We start from the raw sequence: 17,565 nt of genomic DNA, 5'->3' as shown, positions 1-17,565 counted from the left end.
CTTGTCAGAAAGGGGCTTAGACTTTTCGGGCCTATGAATCCAGCCCGGCCTTCTGGATCGCGTCCCACAAGGGGGCGTCGCGGCCATAGACATCCTCGAACCGGCGAATGGTGCCGTCCTGGTCGGGGAAGGCGGTGAAATAGACCAGATGCACCGGAACGGGCGGGGTCAGCTTCAACCAGGCCTCGTTGCCGCGATCCAGGGACCGATGGAACATCGCCTGCGGATCGTCGGTCTGCCTGGACAGCAGCGCATAGGCCAGGTCGAACGGATCGCCGATGCGGATGCAGCCGTGGGAATGGGCACGCATCGCGTTTCCGAACAGGTGCTTGGTCGGCGTGTCGTGCAGATAGATGTTCCAGGGATTTGGAAAGATGAACTTGACCAACCCCAGGGCATTGTCGTCGCTCGGTTTCTGCCGCATCCGATAGGGAAAATTCGCCGCCGTATAGCGACGGAAGTCGATCCGGTCGCGGGCGATCACGTTGCCGTTGCCGTCCACCACGTCCAGATGCGACACGGCGTTCCGGTTGGCCTGCAATTTCGGCAAGTATTCCTTGACCGTGATCGACCGGGGCACGTTCCAGCGGGGATTGACCACCACATATTCGATCTGATCCGAGAATTCGGGCGTCTGCCGGTCATGGTCGGCGCTGCCCACAACGACGCGGGTGCGGAACACCTCGGCCCCGCCGTCGATGATGTGGGCGGTATATTCGGGGATGTTCACCCAGACATGGCGGGCGTCCAGATCCTCGGACCCCATCCAGCGCATCCTTTCCAGGGCGACGACGATGGCGCGGTTGCGGGCGTCCTGCGGCACGTCGCCGTTCAGATGGCCGATGGTCTTCGGCCCCGCCACGCCGTCCGGCGGCAGGCCCGCCGCCGCCTGATACCGCGCGACCGCATCGGCCAGCGGAGCGTCATAAAGCTGCGGGTCGGGCGCGGGCGCGTCGAAGCCGATGGATTGCAGCCGGGCGCGGAGGGGAAGGATCCCCGGATCGCGCATTCCCGGACGCCACAGGCCCACAGGCGCACGGGGCAGATGGGCGGGCACGGCCAGCCCCTGGTCGCCACCCAAGGCACGTTGCAGCGCCAGATAGGCTGGGTGGTGCGGCTGCAAGTCCAGCAGAAAGCGCGCCGGATTCGGGGACTGGATGAAATCGCGGATCAGCCGGTCGATGGGCGGGCGCCTGACCTCTCGCTTGATCAGGGGGTCGACCGAGCCAGGACGGATCATGCCGCCGGTCATGTCGCGCATATAGCGGACCAGCACCCGCGCCTGCGCGATCTCGGCCCTCACGTCTGCGGCATCGGCGGCCAGCGAATCGCTGCGGTATCGGCCTGCCGGGATGCCGTGCTGCGGCGCCGTGGCAGTCGCCCGCACCAGGGCGGCGCGCAATTCGCCCGCCCTTTCGCCCAGAAAGATCGGCCGCAGCCCGTGCGATCCGTAAAACGACGCCAGTTCCGGCACCGCCGCCGCAGCCTGGGCCAGTTCCATGTCCCGCGCGCTGAAATCCAGGCGTGGTGCAACGGCAACACCCACCGCAGGCGCCAGCCCCGCCTGCGGTTGTGCAACCGCAGATTGTCCGGGGCAGATCAACAGAGTAGCCGCAATCACCGCCCAGCCGCGCATCGACATCCCTTTGCCCTATTCCCAAGGATTCTTGCATTTCGCCCCGGCTTTCGCCAGCAAATGAAGGCCGTCCTCGGGTGGCGCCGGCTGATGGTTGCAGCCATGCCACAGCCTCGCGACCGTGCCGCCACAGTCACCGCGCGTCGGCAGGAATTCGCCCAATATCCTGAAAATGTGCGGCAGTAGACAGGAATCTGTTTCTGAGCGCACGGGCTTTTGACATATTGTTAGTCAACCGAGGATAACCTTGGCGCCGTCGCAGGACATGTGGCGGAAAAAAGACGAAGCGGGACAGGCGATCTGACATGACATTCGACCTTCTTTCACGTCGCGGCATTCTGGGTGTGTTCGCGGCTACAACCGTGGCGGCAGCACCCGTGATGGGCAACGCCTTCGGGTTGCTGCGCGGCGCGGGCGACATGCGCCGCGTCCGCATGTATTCGGGCCGCACGGGCGAAAGCCTCGACACCGTTTATTGGGTCGACGGAAAATACATCCGAGAGGCGCTGAACGAGATCAACATCTTCATGCGCGACTGGCGCACGGGCGAAGTGATCGGCATCGACCCGCGCACCGTCGATGTGGCCGCAGCCTCGCACCGGCTGCTGCAAACCAACGAACCGTACATGATGCTGTCGGGCTATCGTTCGCCCCGCACCAACGCGATGCTGCGCCGCAGTTCGGGCGGGGTTGCGCGCAATTCGCTGCACATGGTGGGCAAGGCTGCCGACCTGCGGCTGAAATCGCGCTCGGTCGGGCAGATGTACAATGCCGCGCTGTCTTGCCGCGCCGGCGGCGTCGGCAAGTATTCCCGGTCGAACTTCGTCCACATGGACTGCGGCCCCGTCCGCAATTGGGGCGCCTGACGCGCCTTTGCCCAATCCGCTCTTGCAGCGCCGCTCGCCCTTTGCGCGCGGCGTTTTTTCGTGCCTGGCCGCCCTATGGCACGCGCCTTGACGGCGGTGACGCGCTTCTGACACCATTTCATTACAATAAACGCAATTGGAAGTCGCATGATGCCGCATATGACGCGTCGCTACAGAACGGCCAAGAAGATCCAGGCGACAGCGATCCAGTTGGCCATGCGGGACGGGCTTGCGAACGTCACGACCGAGGCGATCGCCAGGGAAGCGGGGATCAGCACCCGGACCTTCTTCAACTATTACCCCTATAAAGAGGCGGCCATGATGGGCCCGCCCCCCGACTATCCGGCCGAGGCCTCCGAGCAGTTCGTGGCCGGGCGCGGCACTCTGATCGAGGATCTGGACCGGCTGATCACCGCCCATCTGGAGCGTTTCCTGGACGAACGGGAATTGCTGGCGCATATCCTGGTCCTGGCGACGACCGATCCCAAGCTGGATGCGCTGCGCAATTCGACCATTCTGTCGCGGCGCGCGCAGATGCGCGACCTTCTGCACCGCCGCTGCCCCCAGTCGAATCCCGCGCAGATCGAGATCCTGGCCGCCGCCATCGTCGCCGCCACCAATGCCGCCACCAAGGACTGGGCCATCGGGGCGGTCGACGACTTCATCGGCACCGCGCGCAAAAACCTGGCGCTGATCCAGCCCGCCGCCGCGATGCTGACACAGGCTTCCGGCTAGACGCGCAGCATGGTGCGGTAAAGGTTGTCCAGGAATGGTCCGGCCTCGACAAAGGGATCGTGGCCGGGGCCAAGCACGGCGCGCACCTGCACATCGAAATCCGCGTAATGCTGGGTCAGCGCCCAGATCGAGAAGATCAGGTGATGCGGATCGACAGGCGAAAGCCGCCCCTGATCCATCCAGCCTTGCAGGATCGTCGCCGCGCGGTCCACGATGTCGCGCAGGCCGCCGCCCAGGATCTCGGTAAGGTGGGGGGCGCCTTGCAGGATTTCATAGGCGAACAGCCGGCTTTCGCGGGGAAAACGGCGCGACATCTCCAGCTTGGCGCGGACATAGGCCAACACCTCCTCCAACGGCTCGCCCTCGGGGTTGATGCGGATCATCGGGGCCAGCCACATGTCCAGAAGCGTGGTCAGCAGGGATTTGTGAATGTCGTCCTTGGACGCAAAGTAATAAAGGACATTCGGCTTGGACAGGCCCGCCGCCTCGGCGATCTGGTCGATGGTGGCGCCGCGAAAGCCGCTGGTCGAGAACACCGACAAGGCGCCCTTCAGGATCCGGTCGCGGTTCTTCTGCTGGATGCGGGTCAGGGGCGGCTGCAACTGGTCTGCCATTCCGGGGCCTTTCGCCGCTGATGCATTTTTGGGCAGCAGCCGGGGTTGCGCCTTTCGGGACGCTTGACTGAACCCTGCCCCGTGCTAGCGTGATCCTGACCATTTGGTCAACAAAGGAAGGGCCGAAGGGGCGCCTCGGCGCCCACGCCCCATCAAGCCGGTCCCGCGACAGAACGGGGCGGCCAGACAGGAAGGACGACAGATGACCGACGCCAGCGGGCTGGTTCCGGCTGCCAACATGAAGGTCGACGGCCAACGCTTGTGGGACAGCCTGATGCAGATGGCCCGGATCGGGCCGGGCGTCGCGGGCGGCAACAACCGCCAGACCCTGACAGATTCCGATGCCGAGGGCCGCGCCCTGTTCCGCCGCTGGTGCGAGGATGCGGGCATGACCATGGGCCTAGACCGGATGGGCAACATGTTCATGCGCCATGAGGGGGCCGAGCCCGATCTGGATCCCGTCTATATCGGCAGCCACCTGGATACCCAGCCGACGGGCGGCAAATTCGACGGCGTTCTGGGCGTGCTGGCAGGTCTGGAGGTGATCCGTTCGATCCGCGACATGGGTATCGCGACCCGCCGGCCCATCGTCGTGGTGAACTGGACGAATGAGGAAGGCACGCGCTTCGCCCCCGCCATGCTGGCCTCGGGCGTCTTTGCGGGCGTCCATGACGAGGATTACGCCAACAGCCGCGAGGATGCCGAGGGCCGGCGCTTTGGCGACGAGTTGGACCGGATCGGCTGGCGCGGCAAGGAGGTTCCCGGCGACCACAGGATCCACGCGATGTTCGAATACCATATCGAGCAAGGCCCGATCCTGGAGGCCGAGGGCAAGCAGATCGGCGTCGTCACCCATGGTCAGGGACTGTGGTGGTTACAGGTCACGCTGACCGGCAAGGACGCGCATACCGGCTCGACCCCGATGTCCATGCGGGTGAATGCGGGCCTTGGCATGGCGCGGATCATCGACGCGGTGCATCGCATCGCCATGGATCATCAGCCCGACGCCGTGGGGGCGGTGGGCCAGGCGAATGTCTGGCCTAACAGCCGCAATGTGATCCCCGGCCGCGCGGTCTTCACCATCGACATCCGATCGCCCGACCTGGGCAAGCTGACCTCTATGCGGTCAAGGATCGAGGCCGAGGCTGCTGATATTGCCCGTGAACTGGGCCTGGGGATCGAGATCGAGCCGGTCGGGCATTTCGATCCGGTGGAATTCGATCCGGGTCTGGTCAGGCTGGTGCGGGCGGCGGCGGAGCGGCTGGGTTACAGCCACCGCGACATCGTTTCGGGGGCGGGGCACGACGCCTGCTGGATCAACCGGGTCGCGCCGACGGTGATGATCATGTGCCCCTGTGTGGACGGGCTGTCGCACAACGAGGCCGAGGAGATCAGCCCGGAATGGGCCAAGGCAGGCGCGGATGTGCTGCTGCACGCGGTCCTGGACGCGGCAGAGGTGGCGCGCTGAGATCGAAGCCGGGGGCTTCGCGCCCCCGGACCCCCGCGGGATATTTGGACGAAGATGAAAGGGACGGCGATGGGGACGGTTATTCGGGGCGGAACGGTCGTCACCGCCGACCTGAGCTACAAGGCGGACGTGCTGGTGAAGGACGGCAAGATCGCCGCGATCGGACAGGGGCTGACGGGTGATCGGGTGCTGGATGCGTCGGGCTGCCTGGTCATGCCGGGCGGGATCGACCCGCATACGCATCTGGAGATGCCCTTCATGGGCACCTATTCCGCCGATGATTTCGACAGCGGCACGCGCGCGGCGCTGGCGGGCGGCACGACGATGGTGGTGGATTTCGCCTTGCCCTCGCCCGGTCAGGGGCTGCTGGACGCGTTGCAGATGTGGGACAACAAGTCGGGCCGGGCGCATTGCGACTACAGCTTCCACATGGCGGTGACCTGGTGGGGCGAGCAGGTCTTTGACGAGATGCAGGCGGTCGTCGATCGCGGCATCACCAGCTTCAAGCATTTCATGGCCTACAAGGGCGCGCTGATGGTGAACGACGACGAGTTGTTCGCCAGCTTCCGCCGGGTGGGCGATCTGGGCGGGATCGCGATGGTCCATGCCGAGAACGGCGACGTGGTGGCCGAACTGTCCGCCCGCCTGCTGGCCGAGGGCAATACCGGCCCCGAGGCGCACGCCTTCTCCCGTCCTCCGCAGGTCGAGGGCGAGGCCACCAACCGCGCCATCATGGTGGCCGACATGGCGGGGGTGCCGCTGTATGTGGTGCATGTGTCCTGCGAGGACAGCCACGAGGCGATCCGCCGCGCCCGCGCGGCAGGCAAGCGGGTGTGGGGAGAGCCGCTGATCCAGCACCTGACGCTGGACGAGAGCGAGTATTTCAACGCCGACTGGGATCATGCGGCGCGGCGCGTCATGTCGCCGCCCTTCCGCAACAAGCTGCATCAGGACAGTCTGTGGGCGGGGCTGCAATCGGGGTCTCTGTCGGTGGTGGCGACGGATCATTGCGCCTTCACCACGGCGCAGAAGCGCACCGGCATCGGCGATTTCACCAGGATCCCCAACGGCACCGGGGGGCTTGAGGATCGGATGCCGATGCTGTGGACCCATGGCGTGGCGACCGGGCGGCTGACGCCCAATGAATTCGTGGCCGTCACCTCGACCAATATCGCCAAGATCCTGGGGATGTATCCGCGGAAGGGCGCGGTTCTGGTGGGCAGCGATGCCGATCTGGTGATCTGGGATCCTGAAGCCGAGAAGACCATCACCGCGAGCAGCCAGCAATCGGCCATCGACTACAACGTTTTCGAAGGCCAGCGCGTGAAGGGCCTGCCGCGCCATGTTTTGACGCGCGGGCATGTCGCGGTGGACGGCGGCACGCTGGATTCGCGAGAGGGTCACGGGGAATTCGTCGCTCGGGAATCGCGCGGCACCGTGAACCGGGCGCTGTCGGCTTGGAAGGAACTGACCGCCCCGCGTCCGGTGGAACGGTCGGGCATTCCGGCAAGCGGGGTGTGACTTGACCGCCATCCAGGCCCGCGACGTTTCCCTGACCTTTCAGACTGCCGACGGCCCGGTCCATGCGCTGAAGGACGTGAGCCTGACCATCGGCCAGGGCGACTTCGTCAGTTTCATCGGACCGTCGGGCTGCGGCAAGACCACCTTCCTGCGGGCCATCGCCGCCCTGGAAACCCCCACGGCGGGAACGCTGGAGGTCGCGGGAATGACGCCGGACCAGGCGCGGCGCAGGCGGGCCTATGGCTATGTCTTCCAGGCGCCGGGGCTTTATCCCTGGCGGACGATTGCCGGGAATATCAGCCTGCCGCTGGAGATCATGGGCTTCGGCCGCGCCGACCGCGCGCAGCGGACCCGGCGGGTGCTGGATCTGGTGGATCTGGCCGGCTTCGGCGGCAAGTATCCCTGGCAGCTGTCGGGGGGGATGCAGCAGCGCGCCTCCATCGCGCGCGCGCTCGCCTTCGACGCCGACATCCTGCTGATGGACGAACCCTTCGGCGCGCTTGACGAAATCGTCCGCGACCGCCTGAACGAGGCACTGCTGGACCTCTGGGCCAAGACCGGCAAGACCATCGGCTTCGTCACCCACTCGATCCCCGAGGCGGTGTATCTGTCCACCAGGATCGTGGTCATGTCGCCGCGTCCGGGGCGGATCACGCGGGTGATCGACAGCCCCCTGCCCCGCGACCGCCCGCTGGAGATCCGCGACACGCCCGAGTTCATCGCCTTGGCCCAGCAGGTCCGCGACGGCTTGCGCGAGGGGCATGGCTATGACTGAGGCAAGATACCGGCGACGCAGATCTGGATGGGTCGCAGCGCTTTCCGCAATACTTTCGCTTTTTCCTCTCGGGGTTGGATTGGCCGCGCTTGGAGACATGCAGCATGTCTGCCCGGACGGCAATCAATGCAGCGATGCCCGCACCGTGGCGACGACGTTTCTTCCCATCGCATTCGGCGGTTTCGGCTTGTCGGGATGGGTGTGGAGGTTGGCCCGGCGATGAACCGCTTGCTGCCCATCCTGACCGTGCTGCTGGCGATTGTCGCGATCTGGTATCTGGCGGCGGTCTGGATGAACGCGCCCTGGGTCCGCGACCAGGCGGCGCGGGCCGAGGCCACGCTGACCCCCGGCGATCTGATCCGCCAGACGCTGACCCTGGACCGTCCGGTCCTGCCCGCGCCGCATCAGGTCGCGGCGGGGCTGTGGGACGGGATCGCGGGCCAGAAGATCACCTCGAAGCGCAGCCTGGTCTGGCATGGCTGGATCACGCTGTCGGCGACACTGGCGGGCTTCGCCATCGGCACGGCGGCGGGGATCGGGCTGGCGGTTGGGATCGTCCACAACCGCGCCATGGACCAGTCGGTGATGCCCTGGGCGGTGGCAAGCCAGACCGTGCCGATCCTGGCCATCGCGCCCATGGTGATCGTGGTCTTCGCCAGCGCAGGCGTGACCGGGCTGCTGCCCAAGGCGATCATCGCGGCCTGGCTGTCCTTCTTTCCGGTGCTGGTCGGCATGGTGAAGGGCCTGCGCACGCCCGACGGGATGCAGCTTGACCTGATGCGCAGCTGGAGCGCCTCTCGCGCGCAGGTGTTCTGGCGGCTGCGGCTGCCCAGTTCGCTGCCCTACCTGTTCGCCAGCCTCAAGGTCGCCATCGCTGCCGCATTGGTCGGCACCATCGTGGGCGAACTGCCGGCGGGCGCCACCGCCGGTCTTGGCGCGCGGCTGCTCTCGGGCAGCTATTACGGGCAGACGGTGCAGATCTGGTCGGCGCTGTTCGCCGCCGCCATCCTGGCCGCCGCGCTTGTCGCGCTGATCGGCGCGGCAGAACGGCTGACGCTGCGCCGCATGGGGCTGGCGCGATGACCGCGCTGCCGATCATCGCCGTCTGGCTGGGCGCCATGGCGCTGAACACCTGGCTGGCCCGCTTCGGCACCCGCGCGACCCGGCTGGCCGTGGCGCTGATCTTCGGCGCCACGGTCCTGATCCTGTGGGAGATGGCAGTGCGGATCTATGCGATCCCGCCGGTGATCCTGCCCGCGCCCAGCCAGATCGGCGCCAGCTTCATACAGAATACAGCGATCCTCTGGACCGATTTCGTTCAGACCATCCTCAAGGGCGCGCTGACCGGCTGGCTGATCGGGGCGCTTGCCGCCATCGCCACGGCCATCGCCATCGACCGCAGTCCCTTCCTGCAACGCGGACTGCTGCCCATCGGCAATTTCGTGGCGGCCCTGCCCATCGTCGGCATCGCGCCGATCCTGGTGATGTGGTTCGGCTTCGACTGGCAGTCCAAGGCCGCCGTGGTGGTGGTCATGGTGTTCTTCCCGATCCTGGTGAACATGGTCGCGGGCCTGGCCGCCACCGAACCCATGCAGCGCGACCTGATGGCGACCTGGGCCGCGCCCTATGCCGCCAGCCTGTGGAAGCTGCGCCTGCCCGCCGCCATGCCCTTCCTGTTCAACGGGTTGAAGATCACCACCACCCTGGCCCTGATCGGCGCCATCGTCGCGGAATTCTTCGGCAGTCCGACGCGCGGCATGGGCTTTCGCATCTCGACCGCCGTGGGGCGGCTGGATCTGCCGCTGGTCTGGGCGGAAATCCTTGTGGCGGCGATCGCGGGATCGCTGTTCTATGGCATCGTCGCGCTGATCGAAAAGAAGGTGACGTTCTGGCACCCGTCGCAGCGCCATCAGCGGGGCTGACGCCCCAGACAGGAGAGGGAAGATGAAGACATGGATGCTGGGCGCCGCGCTGATCGCGGCAGGCGGCGCGGTTCAGGCGCAGGACCTGACCCTGCAACTGAAATGGGTCACGCAGGGCCAGTTCGCGGGCTATTACGTCGCCAAGGACAAGGGATTTTACGAAGAAGAGGGGCTGGATGTGACGATCCTGCCCGGCGGGCCGGACATCGCGTCCACCCAGGTTCTGGCCGGAGGCGGCGCGGATGTGATCGTCGAATGGATGCCCGCAGCACTGGCCGCCCGCGAAAAGGGCCTGCCGCTGGTCAATATCGCCCAGCCCTTCAAGTCGTCGGGCATGATGCTGACCTGCCTGAAGGAAAGCGGCATCACCGATCCCAAGACCGATTTCAAGGGCAAGACCCTGGGCGTCTGGTTTTCGGGCAACGAATATCCGTTCCTGTCCTGGATGAGCCAGCTTGGCCTGTCCACCGAAGGCGGGCCGGACGGGGTGACGGTCCTGAAACAGGGCTTCAACGTCGATCCGCTGCTGCAAAAGCAGGCGGCCTGCATCAGCACCATGACCTATAACGAATACGGGCAGGTGCTGGACGCGGGCATCGCGCCCGAGGATCTGGTGACCTTCAAATACGAGGACCAGGGCGTCGCCACGCTGGAGGACGGCCTTTATGTCCTGGAAAGCACGCTGGAAGACAAGGCCAAGGTCACCGACCTGGTGAAATTCGTGCGCGCCAGCATGAAGGGCTGGAAATACGCCGAGGAACACCCGGAAGAAGCCGCCCAGATCGTCCTGGACAACGACGAGACCGGCGCCCAGACGCTGGATCATCAGGTCCGCATGGTGCAAGAGATCGGCAAGCTGACCGCAGGCAGCACCGGCGTTCTGGACGAGGCCGATTATCAGCGCACCGTGGACACGCTGATGGCCGAAGGCTCGGACCCCGTGATCTCGAAAGCCCCCGAGGGCGCGTTCAACCACATCATCACCGACCGCGCCTTCGACTAGGCTTCTTCTTTGTCCAAATACCCGAAAGGGGGGCGGCGCCCCCCTTCTTTCTTGCCAGCGGCAGGGCGGCACGGCATAGCACCTGGCATGAGCCTGCCGCCCCCCGGACACAGCCTGATCGACGACGCCCAGGGCATCGCCTTCGGCAGCTTCATGGCAGCCGTCAGCGTGGTGCTGCTGACGCATCTGGGCTTTGTCACCGGGCAGACGGCGGGACTTGCGATCCTGATCAGCTATGCGACCGGCTGGGCCTTCGGGCCGGTGTTCTTCGTCATCAACCTGCCCTTCTATTGGCTGGGCTGGCGCCGCTTCGGCCCGGTCTTCGTCGCGAAAAGCTTTGCCGCCGTGGCGATCCTGTCGGTGCTGGCGGTGATCCTGCCGCGCTATCTGCATTTCGGCGACACCCACCCCGCCGTGGGCGCGCTGCTGGTCGGCTGCCTGACCGGCGTGGGCCTGATCGCGCTGTTCCGCCACGGGTCGTCGCTGGGCGGCATCGGCATCGTCGGACTGTATATCCAGGACGCCACAGGCTTTCGGGCGGGATGGGTGCAGATGATCTTCGACGCGGCGCTGTTCCTGGTGGCCCTGACCCTGCGCGATCCCGTCACCGTGGGGTGGAGCTTTCTGGGCGCCGTCGTGCTGAACCTGACCATCGCGGTGAACCACCGCAAGGACCGCTATATCGCATGAAGCAGGGGGCGGCTTCCCGCCCCCCCCCCTTTGTGTCGCGGCGCGATCAGCGCGCGGTTTCCCGCACCACCTCGCCCTGCCGGTCCAGTTCCAGCGTCACCGCCTCGCCCTGCGGATTGGTCGCCTCCAGCAGCAGGCGCGGACCTTCGGCGCGCAGGAAACCGAAGCCGCTGTATCCTGCCTGGGTCAGCCGCTGGTTGACCGCCACCGAATCGAAATCGGCCGGGACCGGGGCGGACCCTCGCGGGCCGTCGCCCGTGCGGTCGGGGCCGGGGCGCGGGCCGCGGTCTTCATGGCCGGGACCACGGTCATGGCCTGGGCCGTGATCGGCATGGCGCCCCTCGGCCCCGCGATCGCCGCGCCGGCCATCCTCGCGGCCAAAGCGCAGCACGCGGCCGTCCGCGTCGAATTCGGCACGCATGTCCCGGCCGCCCGCATCCTCGCCCTTGACCATCACGCGGCCGTCGCGGTTCACGATCTCCTCAATGCGGTCGAACTGGCCGATCACCTCGTTGTCGCGCACCGCTTGGGGCAGCAGCGTGCCGACCAGATCGGCGGGGATCGCCGCATCATCGACCTCGATCCCGACCAGAGTGTTCTGGCGGTCGAACTTGGCCTCGATCTCGGTCCCGGTGGACTGGCGGCCCTTGATCTCGACATGATCGGGACGCTGCTTGACCTCGGTGACGGATCCGAACAGGCCCATGACCTGATGGCCGCGCAGATCGGCAGGCACCAGGGCGTCGACCAGCGATTGCGGCAGGATGCCGTCATCGGCCTCGACTTCGACCAGGTTCCCGGCCATGTCGATCCTGGCTTCGATATCGACGCCATCGGCGGTGCGCCCCTCGACCTCGCGCATGCCGTCGCGCTTGGTCTCGATGTCGAGATTGCGCAGGTTCAGTTGCGACAGCGGCGCGGGCAGGTCGCCCGCAGCAGGGGCGGTCTGCGCCAAAGCGCCCGTGCCGATCCCGGCGATCAGCGCCAGCATCGCGGCCGAGGTGGTGAATGTGCGAAGAGCCATATCGTTTCCTTTCCAACTTCTGCGGGGTCAAGCCGCCCCTGACGAATCACCTTCTATCAACCCGTCACCGAACGAATCGCCAATGGCCCGTTTGGTTTCCATTTCGGTTTCTTGGGTTATTCTGGCAGCATGACGCTGATCCGCACCCTTGCCCTGATCCTTCTGGCCTGCGCCCCCGCGCAGGCCCAGGATGTCGCGCCCCAGGTGATCGACCAGTTCCGGCCCCTGCCCCTGCATCAGGTCGCGGCCTCGGTTTCGGAACGCTATGCCGGGCGGCTGCTGGCGGCCGACACGCGGGCGCCCCATCCCGCCGAACGCGACCTGGGCGCGGAACTGGTCTATCAGTTCAGGCTGGTCACGCCGCAGCAGAACCTGCTGGACATCCGCATCGACGCGCGCACCGGACGGTTCCTGTCCGTGTCGGGGCGGGGCCAGCTTGCCGCGCGCCAGGCGGCGCAACAGTGAAGGACCGGCGATGCGCGCCCTGATCGTGGAAGATGACCCGGTTCTGTCCGCCCAGCTTGCCGCCGCCATGGCGGATGCGGGCTTCGTCACCGATTGTGCGGCGGACGGCACGCAGGGCGAATATCTGGGGGCGACGGAATCCTATGACGTGGCGATCCTGGATCTGGGCCTGCCGGGACTGCCGGGGATCGAGGTGCTGACCCGCTGGCGCAACGACGGCATCGCCATGCCGGTGCTGATCCTGACCGCGCGCGGCGACTGGACCGACAAGGTGGCCGGGTTCCGCGCCGGGGCCGACGACTATGCCGTCAAACCCTTCCGGCTGGACGAGGTCGTGCTGCGCTGCCAGACCCTGATCCGTCGCGCCGCGGGCCATGCCCGCCCGGTGATCAATGCCGGTCCGCTGGCGCTCGACAGCCAGTTGGGCGTCATCACCCGCGACGGCATCGCGCTGAAGCTGACGGCATTCGAACAGCGGATCCTGGCCTATCTGATCCACCACCAGAACCGCGTCGTGTCCCGCACCGAACTGTCCGACCACCTCTATGACGCCGAGGCCGACCGCGACTTCAAGTCGATCGAGGTCGTGATCGGCCGCCTGCGCCGCAAGGTCGGCGACGGCGTGATCGAGACCCGCCGGGGCGAGGGGTATCTGCTGCGGGCCGCCGGATGATGCGGTCGATCCGGGGGCGGCTTCTGCTGCTGGCCGCCGTCTGGCTGGGCGCGGCGCTGCTGGCGGCGTTCCTATTCATCTCCTCGCTGCTCGAAGATTTCGTCACCGACCGCTTCGACGCGGAGCTGGCGGCGGCGGCGGACGGGCTGATCGCCTCGGTCGAGATCGGCGACGACGGCCGGATCGAGCTGGACGACCCCCCCGCCGATCCGCGCTTCGACCTGCCCTTCAGCGGCTGGTACTGGCAGGTCGAATCGGGCGATGCGGTCGTGGCGCGGTCCGGTTCGCTGCTGGACGGCCTGCTGCGCGGTCCGTCCGGGAACGTCGTGGGCGGGGCGGGGATAGGCGCCGATGGCGCGGCCCTGCGGGTGCTGCGGCGGCAGGTGACGCTGCCCGACAGCGACACGCGGGTGGCCGTGACCGTCACCGCGCCGCGCGCGCAGATCGACGACAGCCTGCACCAGATCAGCCGCCCGCTGGGGATCGCGCTTGCCGTCCTGGGCATCGTCGTGGCGGTGGCCAGCGTCGTGCAGGTGACTGCGGGCCTGGCCAGTCTGGACCGGCTGCGCCGCGATCTGGCCCAGGTGCGCGCGGGCGGCAAGGACCGGCTGGCCCTGCCGGATGTCAGCGAACTGCGCCCCCTGACCGTGGAAATCAACGCCGCGCTTGACCAGAATGCCGACCTGCTGGCCCGGTCGCGGCAGCATCTGGGAAACCTGGCCCATTCGCTCAAGACCCCGCTGGCGGCGCTGGCCAACGAACTGCCGGGCGATCACCGGGGCCAGGCGCTGATCGCCCGCATGGACCGGCTGATCGGCTGGCACCTGCGCCGCGCCCGGTCGGCGGGGCCGCGCGTGCTGGGCCAACGGACCCCGGTGCGCCCGGTGATCGACGACATCCTGATGGTCTTGCGGTGGCCCATGCGCGACAAGGGCATGACCGCCGACATCGACTGCGCCCCCCAGGCCGCCTTCGCCGGAGAACGTCAGGATCTGGAGGAGATGATCGGCAACCTGTGCGACAACGCCGTCAAATGGGGCCGGACGCGTCTGTCGATCACCGTGACCCAGGCCGACCGCCTGACCGTCAGGATCCAGGACGACGGCCCTGGCATGGCGGATACCGACGCGCCGCGCGCGCTGATCCGGGGCGGGCGGCTGGACGAACACGGCGCCTCGGGATCGGGCCTGGGGCTTGCCATCGTCGCGGATCTGGCGGCGCTGCACGGCGGCAGCCTGCGGCTGGAGCGGTCGTCCCTGGGCGGGCTGGCGGCGGTTCTGGACCTGCCTGCCTGAAAAATCCGCAGGCCGTCGCACCCCAGGTTTTACCATTTGATAAAAAAACGGACCTGTGCCAGCCTGATTCTGCCAACAGGTGAGCCAGGAGACGCGAATGTCCCAAGCAAGATTGGCGCCGGGCGTCGTTCCCGGCCGCCTGACACCCCATGAACTGGCGGCGAATTTCGCCGATGTCGCCCCTCCGCTGGATGATCACGAGGCCCGCGTCGCCGCCGACCGCTGTTACTTCTGCCACGACGCGCCCTGCGTGACGGCCTGCCCCACCAGCATCGATATTCCACTGTTCATCCGCCAGATCGCCACCGGCACGCCCGACGCGGCGGCGATGACGATCTTTCACGCCAATATCCTGGGCGGCATGTGCGCCCGCGTCTGCCCGACCGAGAATCTGTGCGAAGGCGCCTGCGTCCGCATGGAGGCCGAAGGCGATCCGGTCGAGATCGGCGCCCTGCAACGATACGCCACCGACGGGCTGATGGCGCAGCCGGGCCATCCCTTCCGCCGCGCCGCCCCCACCGGCAAGCGCGTCGCGGTGGTCGGCGCCGGGCCTGCGGGTCTGGCCTGCGCGCATCGGCTGGCCGCCAAGGGCCATGACGTGACCATCTTAGAAGCGCGGCCCAAGCCCGGCGGGCTGAACGAATACGGCATCGCCAGCTACAAGGCGGTGGACGGCTTCGCCCAGGCCGAGGTGGACTGGATCCTGGGCATCGGCGGGATCACCCTGCGCCACGGCCAGCGGCTGGGCCGGGATATCACGCTGGACGCGCTGCGGGCAGATTTCGACGCGGTGTTCCTGGGCATGGGCCTGGGCGGCGTCAACACCCTGCGGGCCGAGGGCGAGGAACGCCGCAACGTGCTGGACGCGGTGTCCTTCATCCGCGACCTGCGCCAGGCATCCGACCTGACCGCCCTGCCGGTGGGCCGCGACGTGGTGGTGGTCGGCGGCGGCATGACGGCGGTGGATGCCGCCGTGCAGGCGAAACTGCTGGGGGCGGAAAACGTCACCATCGTCTATCGCCGCGACCGGTCGCAGATGGGCGCCAGCCGCCACGAACAGGATCATGCGACCCGGACCGGCGTCCGCATCATCTGCAACGCGGCGCCCGTCAAGGTTCACGGCAACGGCGCCGTGGTCGAGGTCGAGTTTGCCTATACCGCCGTCGATCCCGACGGCGGGCTGCACCTGTCTGACGACCGCTTCCGCCTGAAGGCCGACCAGCTGTTCCGCGCCATCGGCCAGCGGCTTGACGGCGTGCCCCAGGAACTGGCGCTGAACGGCGGCAAGATCGGCGTGGCCGGACCCGGCCGCACCAGCATCCCCGGCGTCTGGGCGGGCGGCGACTGCGCGGCGGGGGGCGACGACCTGACCGTCACCGCCGTCGCCCAGGGCCGCGACGCGGCCGAGGATATCGACGCCCATCTGACCGGCCGTCCGGTCGAGATCCCCGGCTGAGGAGCATCATCATGGCCGATCTGCGTTCGAATTTCATCGGGATCAAGTCCCCCAACCCGTTCTGGCTGGCCTCGGCGCCGCCCACAGACAAGGAATACAACGTCCGCCGTGCCTTCCAGGCCGGCTGGGGCGGCGTCGTCTGGAAGACCCTGGGCAGCGAAGGCCCGCCCGTCGTCAACGTGAACGGCCCCCGCTATGGCGTGATCCACGGCCCCGACCGGCGCGTCCTGGGCATCAACAATATCGAGCTGATCACCGACCGCCCGCTGGAGGTGAACCTGCGCGAGATCAAGCAGGTCAAGCGCGACTATCCCGACCGCGCCCTGGTCATCAGCCTGATGGTCCCCTGCGACGAGGAAAGCTGGCGCGACATCCTGGCCCGGATCGAGGATACCGGGGCGGACGGCGTGGAACTGAACTTCGGCTGCCCGCACGGCATGTCCGAACGCGGCATGGGCAGCGCCGTGGGCCAGGTGCCGGAATACATCGAGATGGTGACGCGGTGGGTCAAGCAATACAGCCGGATGCCCTGCATCGTGAAGCTGACGCCCAACATCACCGACGTGCGCAAACCCGCCGAGGCGGCAAGGCGCGGCGGCGCAGATGCGGTCAGCCTGATCAACACGATCAATTCCATTACCAGCGTCGATCTGGACCTGTTCGCACCGCAGCCCACCATCGACGGCAAGGGGGCGCATGGCGGTTATTGCGGGCCGGCGGTCAAGCCCATCGCCCTGAACATGGTGGCCGAGATCGCCCGCAACCCTGCCACCCATGGCCTGCCGATCAGCGGCATCGGCGGCGTGACGACATGGCGCGACGCGGCGGAATTCATGGCGCTTGGCGCGGGCACGGTGCAGGTCTGCACGGCGGCGATGACCTATGGCTTCAAGGTCGTGCAGGAAATGATCTCGGGTCTGCGCGACTATCTGGACAGCCACGACATGGCGATGTCCGATCTGGTCGGCCGGGCGGTTCCGAACGTCACCGACTGGAACCAGCTGAACCTGAACTATGTCACCAAGGCCCGCATCGACCAGGATCTCTGCATCAAATGCGGCCGCTGTTTCGCCGCCTGCGAGGACACGTCGCACCAGGCCATCGCCATGAAGCCCGGCCGCGTCTTCGAGGTGATCGAGGAGGAATGCGTCGCCTGCAACCTCTGCCTCGACGTATGCCCGGTCGAAAACTGCATCGACATGCGCGAACTGGCCTTGGGAGAGATCGATCTGCGCACCGGCCGCCCGGTCCAGCCCTATGCCAACTGGACGACCCATGCGAACAACCCGATGGCGAAGGCGGCAGAGTAAAACGGAAGCCTTGAGTAACGGGTAAGCAGTGGTCGGGGCGAGAAGATTCGAACTTCCGGCCTACGGTACCCAAAACCGTCGCGCTACCAGGCTGCGCTACGCCCCGACGAGT

At 67.0% G+C, this 17,565-nt stretch carries 17 protein-coding genes and 1 tRNA gene; 14 read left to right on the top strand and 4 right to left on the bottom strand.

Translation table 11 applies throughout. The features are described 5' to 3' along the window. Nucleotides 1-31: 31 nt before the first annotated feature. Entirely contained in the window at nt 32-1,636 is a 1,605-nt protein-coding gene (locus ACTJI6_RS03840; protein WP_440797981.1) for a L,D-transpeptidase family protein, read from the bottom strand. Between the two features lie 305 nt (nt 1,637-1,941). On the opposite strand from ACTJI6_RS03840, the gene ACTJI6_RS03835 reads away from it, so the two are divergent. Together ACTJI6_RS03835 and ACTJI6_RS03830 are read left to right on the top strand one after the other, a co-directional pair. Next, complete coding sequence (locus ACTJI6_RS03835) at nt 1,942-2,502, top strand: YcbK family protein (RefSeq protein WP_126155295.1); 561 nt, start codon at nt 1,942-1,944, stop codon at nt 2,500-2,502. Nucleotides 2,503-2,661: 159 nt separating this feature from the next. Further along, a complete protein-coding gene (locus ACTJI6_RS03830) occupies nt 2,662-3,237 on the top strand; it encodes a TetR/AcrR family transcriptional regulator (RefSeq protein ID WP_440797978.1) in 576 nt (191 codons plus the stop codon). On the opposite strand, the gene ACTJI6_RS03825 is transcribed toward ACTJI6_RS03830, so the two are convergent. Further along, on the bottom strand, nt 3,234-3,851 hold the full coding sequence (locus ACTJI6_RS03825) for a TetR family transcriptional regulator C-terminal domain-containing protein (protein WP_440797976.1): 618 nt from the start codon (nt 3,849-3,851) through the stop codon (nt 3,234-3,236). The two genes, ACTJI6_RS03830 and ACTJI6_RS03825, sit on opposite strands and share 4 nt — an antisense overlap. Nucleotides 3,852-4,053: 202 nt before the next feature. On the opposite strand from ACTJI6_RS03825, the gene ACTJI6_RS03820 reads away from it, so the two are divergent. The 7 genes from ACTJI6_RS03820 (at nt 4,054) to ACTJI6_RS03790 (ending at nt 11,230) form a co-directional block, all read left to right on the top strand. Next, entirely contained in the window at nt 4,054-5,319 is a 1,266-nt protein-coding gene (locus ACTJI6_RS03820) for a Zn-dependent hydrolase (protein WP_440797974.1), read from the top strand. 69 nt (nt 5,320-5,388) lie between these two features. Next, a complete protein-coding gene (gene hydA, locus ACTJI6_RS03815; protein ID WP_440797972.1) occupies nt 5,389-6,840 on the top strand; it encodes a dihydropyrimidinase in 1,452 nt (483 codons plus the stop codon). 1 nt (nt 6,841) lies between these two features. Beyond that, nucleotides 6,842-7,615: an ABC transporter ATP-binding protein gene (locus tag ACTJI6_RS03810; protein ID WP_440797970.1), complete on the top strand. Its 774-nt coding sequence runs from the start codon at nt 6,842-6,844 to the stop codon at nt 7,613-7,615. A gap of 219 nt (nt 7,616-7,834) precedes the next feature. After that, nucleotides 7,835-8,698, top strand: a complete 864-nt coding sequence (locus tag ACTJI6_RS03805; protein ID WP_440797968.1) for an ABC transporter permease — start codon at nt 7,835-7,837, stop codon at nt 8,696-8,698. Nucleotides 8,699-8,733: 35 nt separating this feature from the next. Beyond that, complete coding sequence (locus ACTJI6_RS03800; RefSeq protein ID WP_440798026.1) at nt 8,734-9,537, top strand: ABC transporter permease; 804 nt, start codon at nt 8,734-8,736, stop codon at nt 9,535-9,537. 22 nt (nt 9,538-9,559) lie between these two features. After that, nucleotides 9,560-10,540 carry an ABC transporter substrate-binding protein gene (locus ACTJI6_RS03795; RefSeq protein ID WP_440797966.1) on the top strand — a complete coding sequence of 327 codons (981 nt, stop codon included), beginning with the start codon at nt 9,560-9,562 and terminating at the stop codon, nt 10,538-10,540. An 87-nt stretch (nt 10,541-10,627) separates the two neighbouring features. Further along, nucleotides 10,628-11,230, top strand: a complete 603-nt coding sequence (locus tag ACTJI6_RS03790; RefSeq protein WP_440797964.1) for a YitT family protein — start codon at nt 10,628-10,630, stop codon at nt 11,228-11,230. A gap of 46 nt (nt 11,231-11,276) precedes the next feature. Here the strand turns inward: ACTJI6_RS03790 and ACTJI6_RS03785 are convergent, their stop codons facing one another. After that, on the bottom strand, nt 11,277-12,254 hold the full coding sequence (locus ACTJI6_RS03785) for a hypothetical protein (RefSeq protein WP_440797962.1): 978 nt from the start codon (nt 12,252-12,254) through the stop codon (nt 11,277-11,279). Between the two features lie 129 nt (nt 12,255-12,383). Between ACTJI6_RS03785 and ACTJI6_RS03780 the strand changes: the two genes are divergently transcribed. The 5 genes from ACTJI6_RS03780 (at nt 12,384) to preA (ending at nt 17,453) form a co-directional block, all read left to right on the top strand. After that, nucleotides 12,384-12,719 carry a PepSY domain-containing protein gene (locus ACTJI6_RS03780; protein ID WP_126155306.1) on the top strand — a complete coding sequence of 112 codons (336 nt, stop codon included), beginning with the start codon at nt 12,384-12,386 and terminating at the stop codon, nt 12,717-12,719. Nucleotides 12,720-12,729: 10 nt separating this feature from the next. Continuing rightward, complete coding sequence (locus ACTJI6_RS03775) at nt 12,730-13,392, top strand: response regulator transcription factor (RefSeq protein ID WP_440797960.1); 663 nt, start codon at nt 12,730-12,732, stop codon at nt 13,390-13,392. After that, the gene (locus ACTJI6_RS03770) at nt 13,389-14,687 is read left to right on the top strand and encodes a sensor histidine kinase (protein WP_440797958.1); all 1,299 of its coding nucleotides are present in this window, start codon (nt 13,389-13,391) and stop codon (nt 14,685-14,687) included. The genes ACTJI6_RS03775 and ACTJI6_RS03770 overlap by 4 nt, the downstream gene beginning before the upstream one ends. 97 nt (nt 14,688-14,784) lie before the next feature. Next, on the top strand, nt 14,785-16,143 hold the full coding sequence (locus tag ACTJI6_RS03765; RefSeq protein ID WP_440797956.1) for an NAD(P)-dependent oxidoreductase: 1,359 nt from the start codon (nt 14,785-14,787) through the stop codon (nt 16,141-16,143). Between the two features lie 11 nt (nt 16,144-16,154). Continuing rightward, on the top strand, nt 16,155-17,453 hold the full coding sequence (gene preA / locus ACTJI6_RS03760; protein WP_440797954.1) for an NAD-dependent dihydropyrimidine dehydrogenase subunit PreA: 1,299 nt from the start codon (nt 16,155-16,157) through the stop codon (nt 17,451-17,453). Between the two features lie 29 nt (nt 17,454-17,482). Here preA and ACTJI6_RS03755 read toward each other — a convergent pair. Then, nucleotides 17,483-17,559: transfer RNA gene (locus ACTJI6_RS03755), tRNA-Pro, on the bottom strand. Between the last annotated feature and the right edge of the window lie 6 nt (nt 17,560-17,565).

Origin of the sequence: Paracoccus sp. 22332, from assembly GCF_052045125.1 — a bacterium.
In the GTDB taxonomy this organism is placed as follows: Bacteria; Pseudomonadota; Alphaproteobacteria; order Rhodobacterales; family Rhodobacteraceae; genus Paracoccus; species Paracoccus haematequi_A.
The sequence above is the reverse complement of the archived record's forward strand: the minus strand, read 5'-3'. Positions and strand labels throughout refer to the sequence as shown.

What these genes read in the sequence shown, in the direction of transcription:
- ACTJI6_RS03840 (WP_440797981.1), bottom strand. Translation starts at nt 1,636, where the DNA reads ATGCGCGGCTGGGCGGTGATTGCGGCTACTCTGTTGATCTGCCCCGGA.
- ACTJI6_RS03835 (WP_126155295.1), top strand. Translation starts at nt 1,942, where the DNA reads ATGACATTCGACCTTCTTTCACGTCGCGGCATTCTGGGTGTGTTCGCG.
- ACTJI6_RS03830 (WP_440797978.1), top strand. Translation starts at nt 2,662, where the DNA reads ATGACGCGTCGCTACAGAACGGCCAAGAAGATCCAGGCGACAGCGATC.
- ACTJI6_RS03825 (WP_440797976.1), bottom strand. Translation starts at nt 3,851, where the DNA reads ATGGCAGACCAGTTGCAGCCGCCCCTGACCCGCATCCAGCAGAAGAAC.
- ACTJI6_RS03820 (WP_440797974.1), top strand. Translation starts at nt 4,054, where the DNA reads ATGACCGACGCCAGCGGGCTGGTTCCGGCTGCCAACATGAAGGTCGAC.
- hydA (WP_440797972.1), top strand. Translation starts at nt 5,389, where the DNA reads ATGGGGACGGTTATTCGGGGCGGAACGGTCGTCACCGCCGACCTGAGC.
- ACTJI6_RS03805 (WP_440797968.1), top strand. Translation starts at nt 7,835, where the DNA reads ATGAACCGCTTGCTGCCCATCCTGACCGTGCTGCTGGCGATTGTCGCG.
- ACTJI6_RS03800 (WP_440798026.1), top strand. Translation starts at nt 8,734, where the DNA reads ATGGCGCTGAACACCTGGCTGGCCCGCTTCGGCACCCGCGCGACCCGG.
- ACTJI6_RS03795 (WP_440797966.1), top strand. Translation starts at nt 9,560, where the DNA reads ATGAAGACATGGATGCTGGGCGCCGCGCTGATCGCGGCAGGCGGCGCG.
- ACTJI6_RS03790 (WP_440797964.1), top strand. Translation starts at nt 10,628, where the DNA reads ATGAGCCTGCCGCCCCCCGGACACAGCCTGATCGACGACGCCCAGGGC.
- ACTJI6_RS03785 (WP_440797962.1), bottom strand. Translation starts at nt 12,254, where the DNA reads ATGGCTCTTCGCACATTCACCACCTCGGCCGCGATGCTGGCGCTGATC.
- ACTJI6_RS03780 (WP_126155306.1), top strand. Translation starts at nt 12,384, where the DNA reads ATGACGCTGATCCGCACCCTTGCCCTGATCCTTCTGGCCTGCGCCCCC.
- ACTJI6_RS03775 (WP_440797960.1), top strand. Translation starts at nt 12,730, where the DNA reads ATGCGCGCCCTGATCGTGGAAGATGACCCGGTTCTGTCCGCCCAGCTT.
- ACTJI6_RS03770 (WP_440797958.1), top strand. Translation starts at nt 13,389, where the DNA reads ATGATGCGGTCGATCCGGGGGCGGCTTCTGCTGCTGGCCGCCGTCTGG.
- ACTJI6_RS03765 (WP_440797956.1), top strand. Translation starts at nt 14,785, where the DNA reads ATGTCCCAAGCAAGATTGGCGCCGGGCGTCGTTCCCGGCCGCCTGACA.
- preA (WP_440797954.1), top strand. Translation starts at nt 16,155, where the DNA reads ATGGCCGATCTGCGTTCGAATTTCATCGGGATCAAGTCCCCCAACCCG.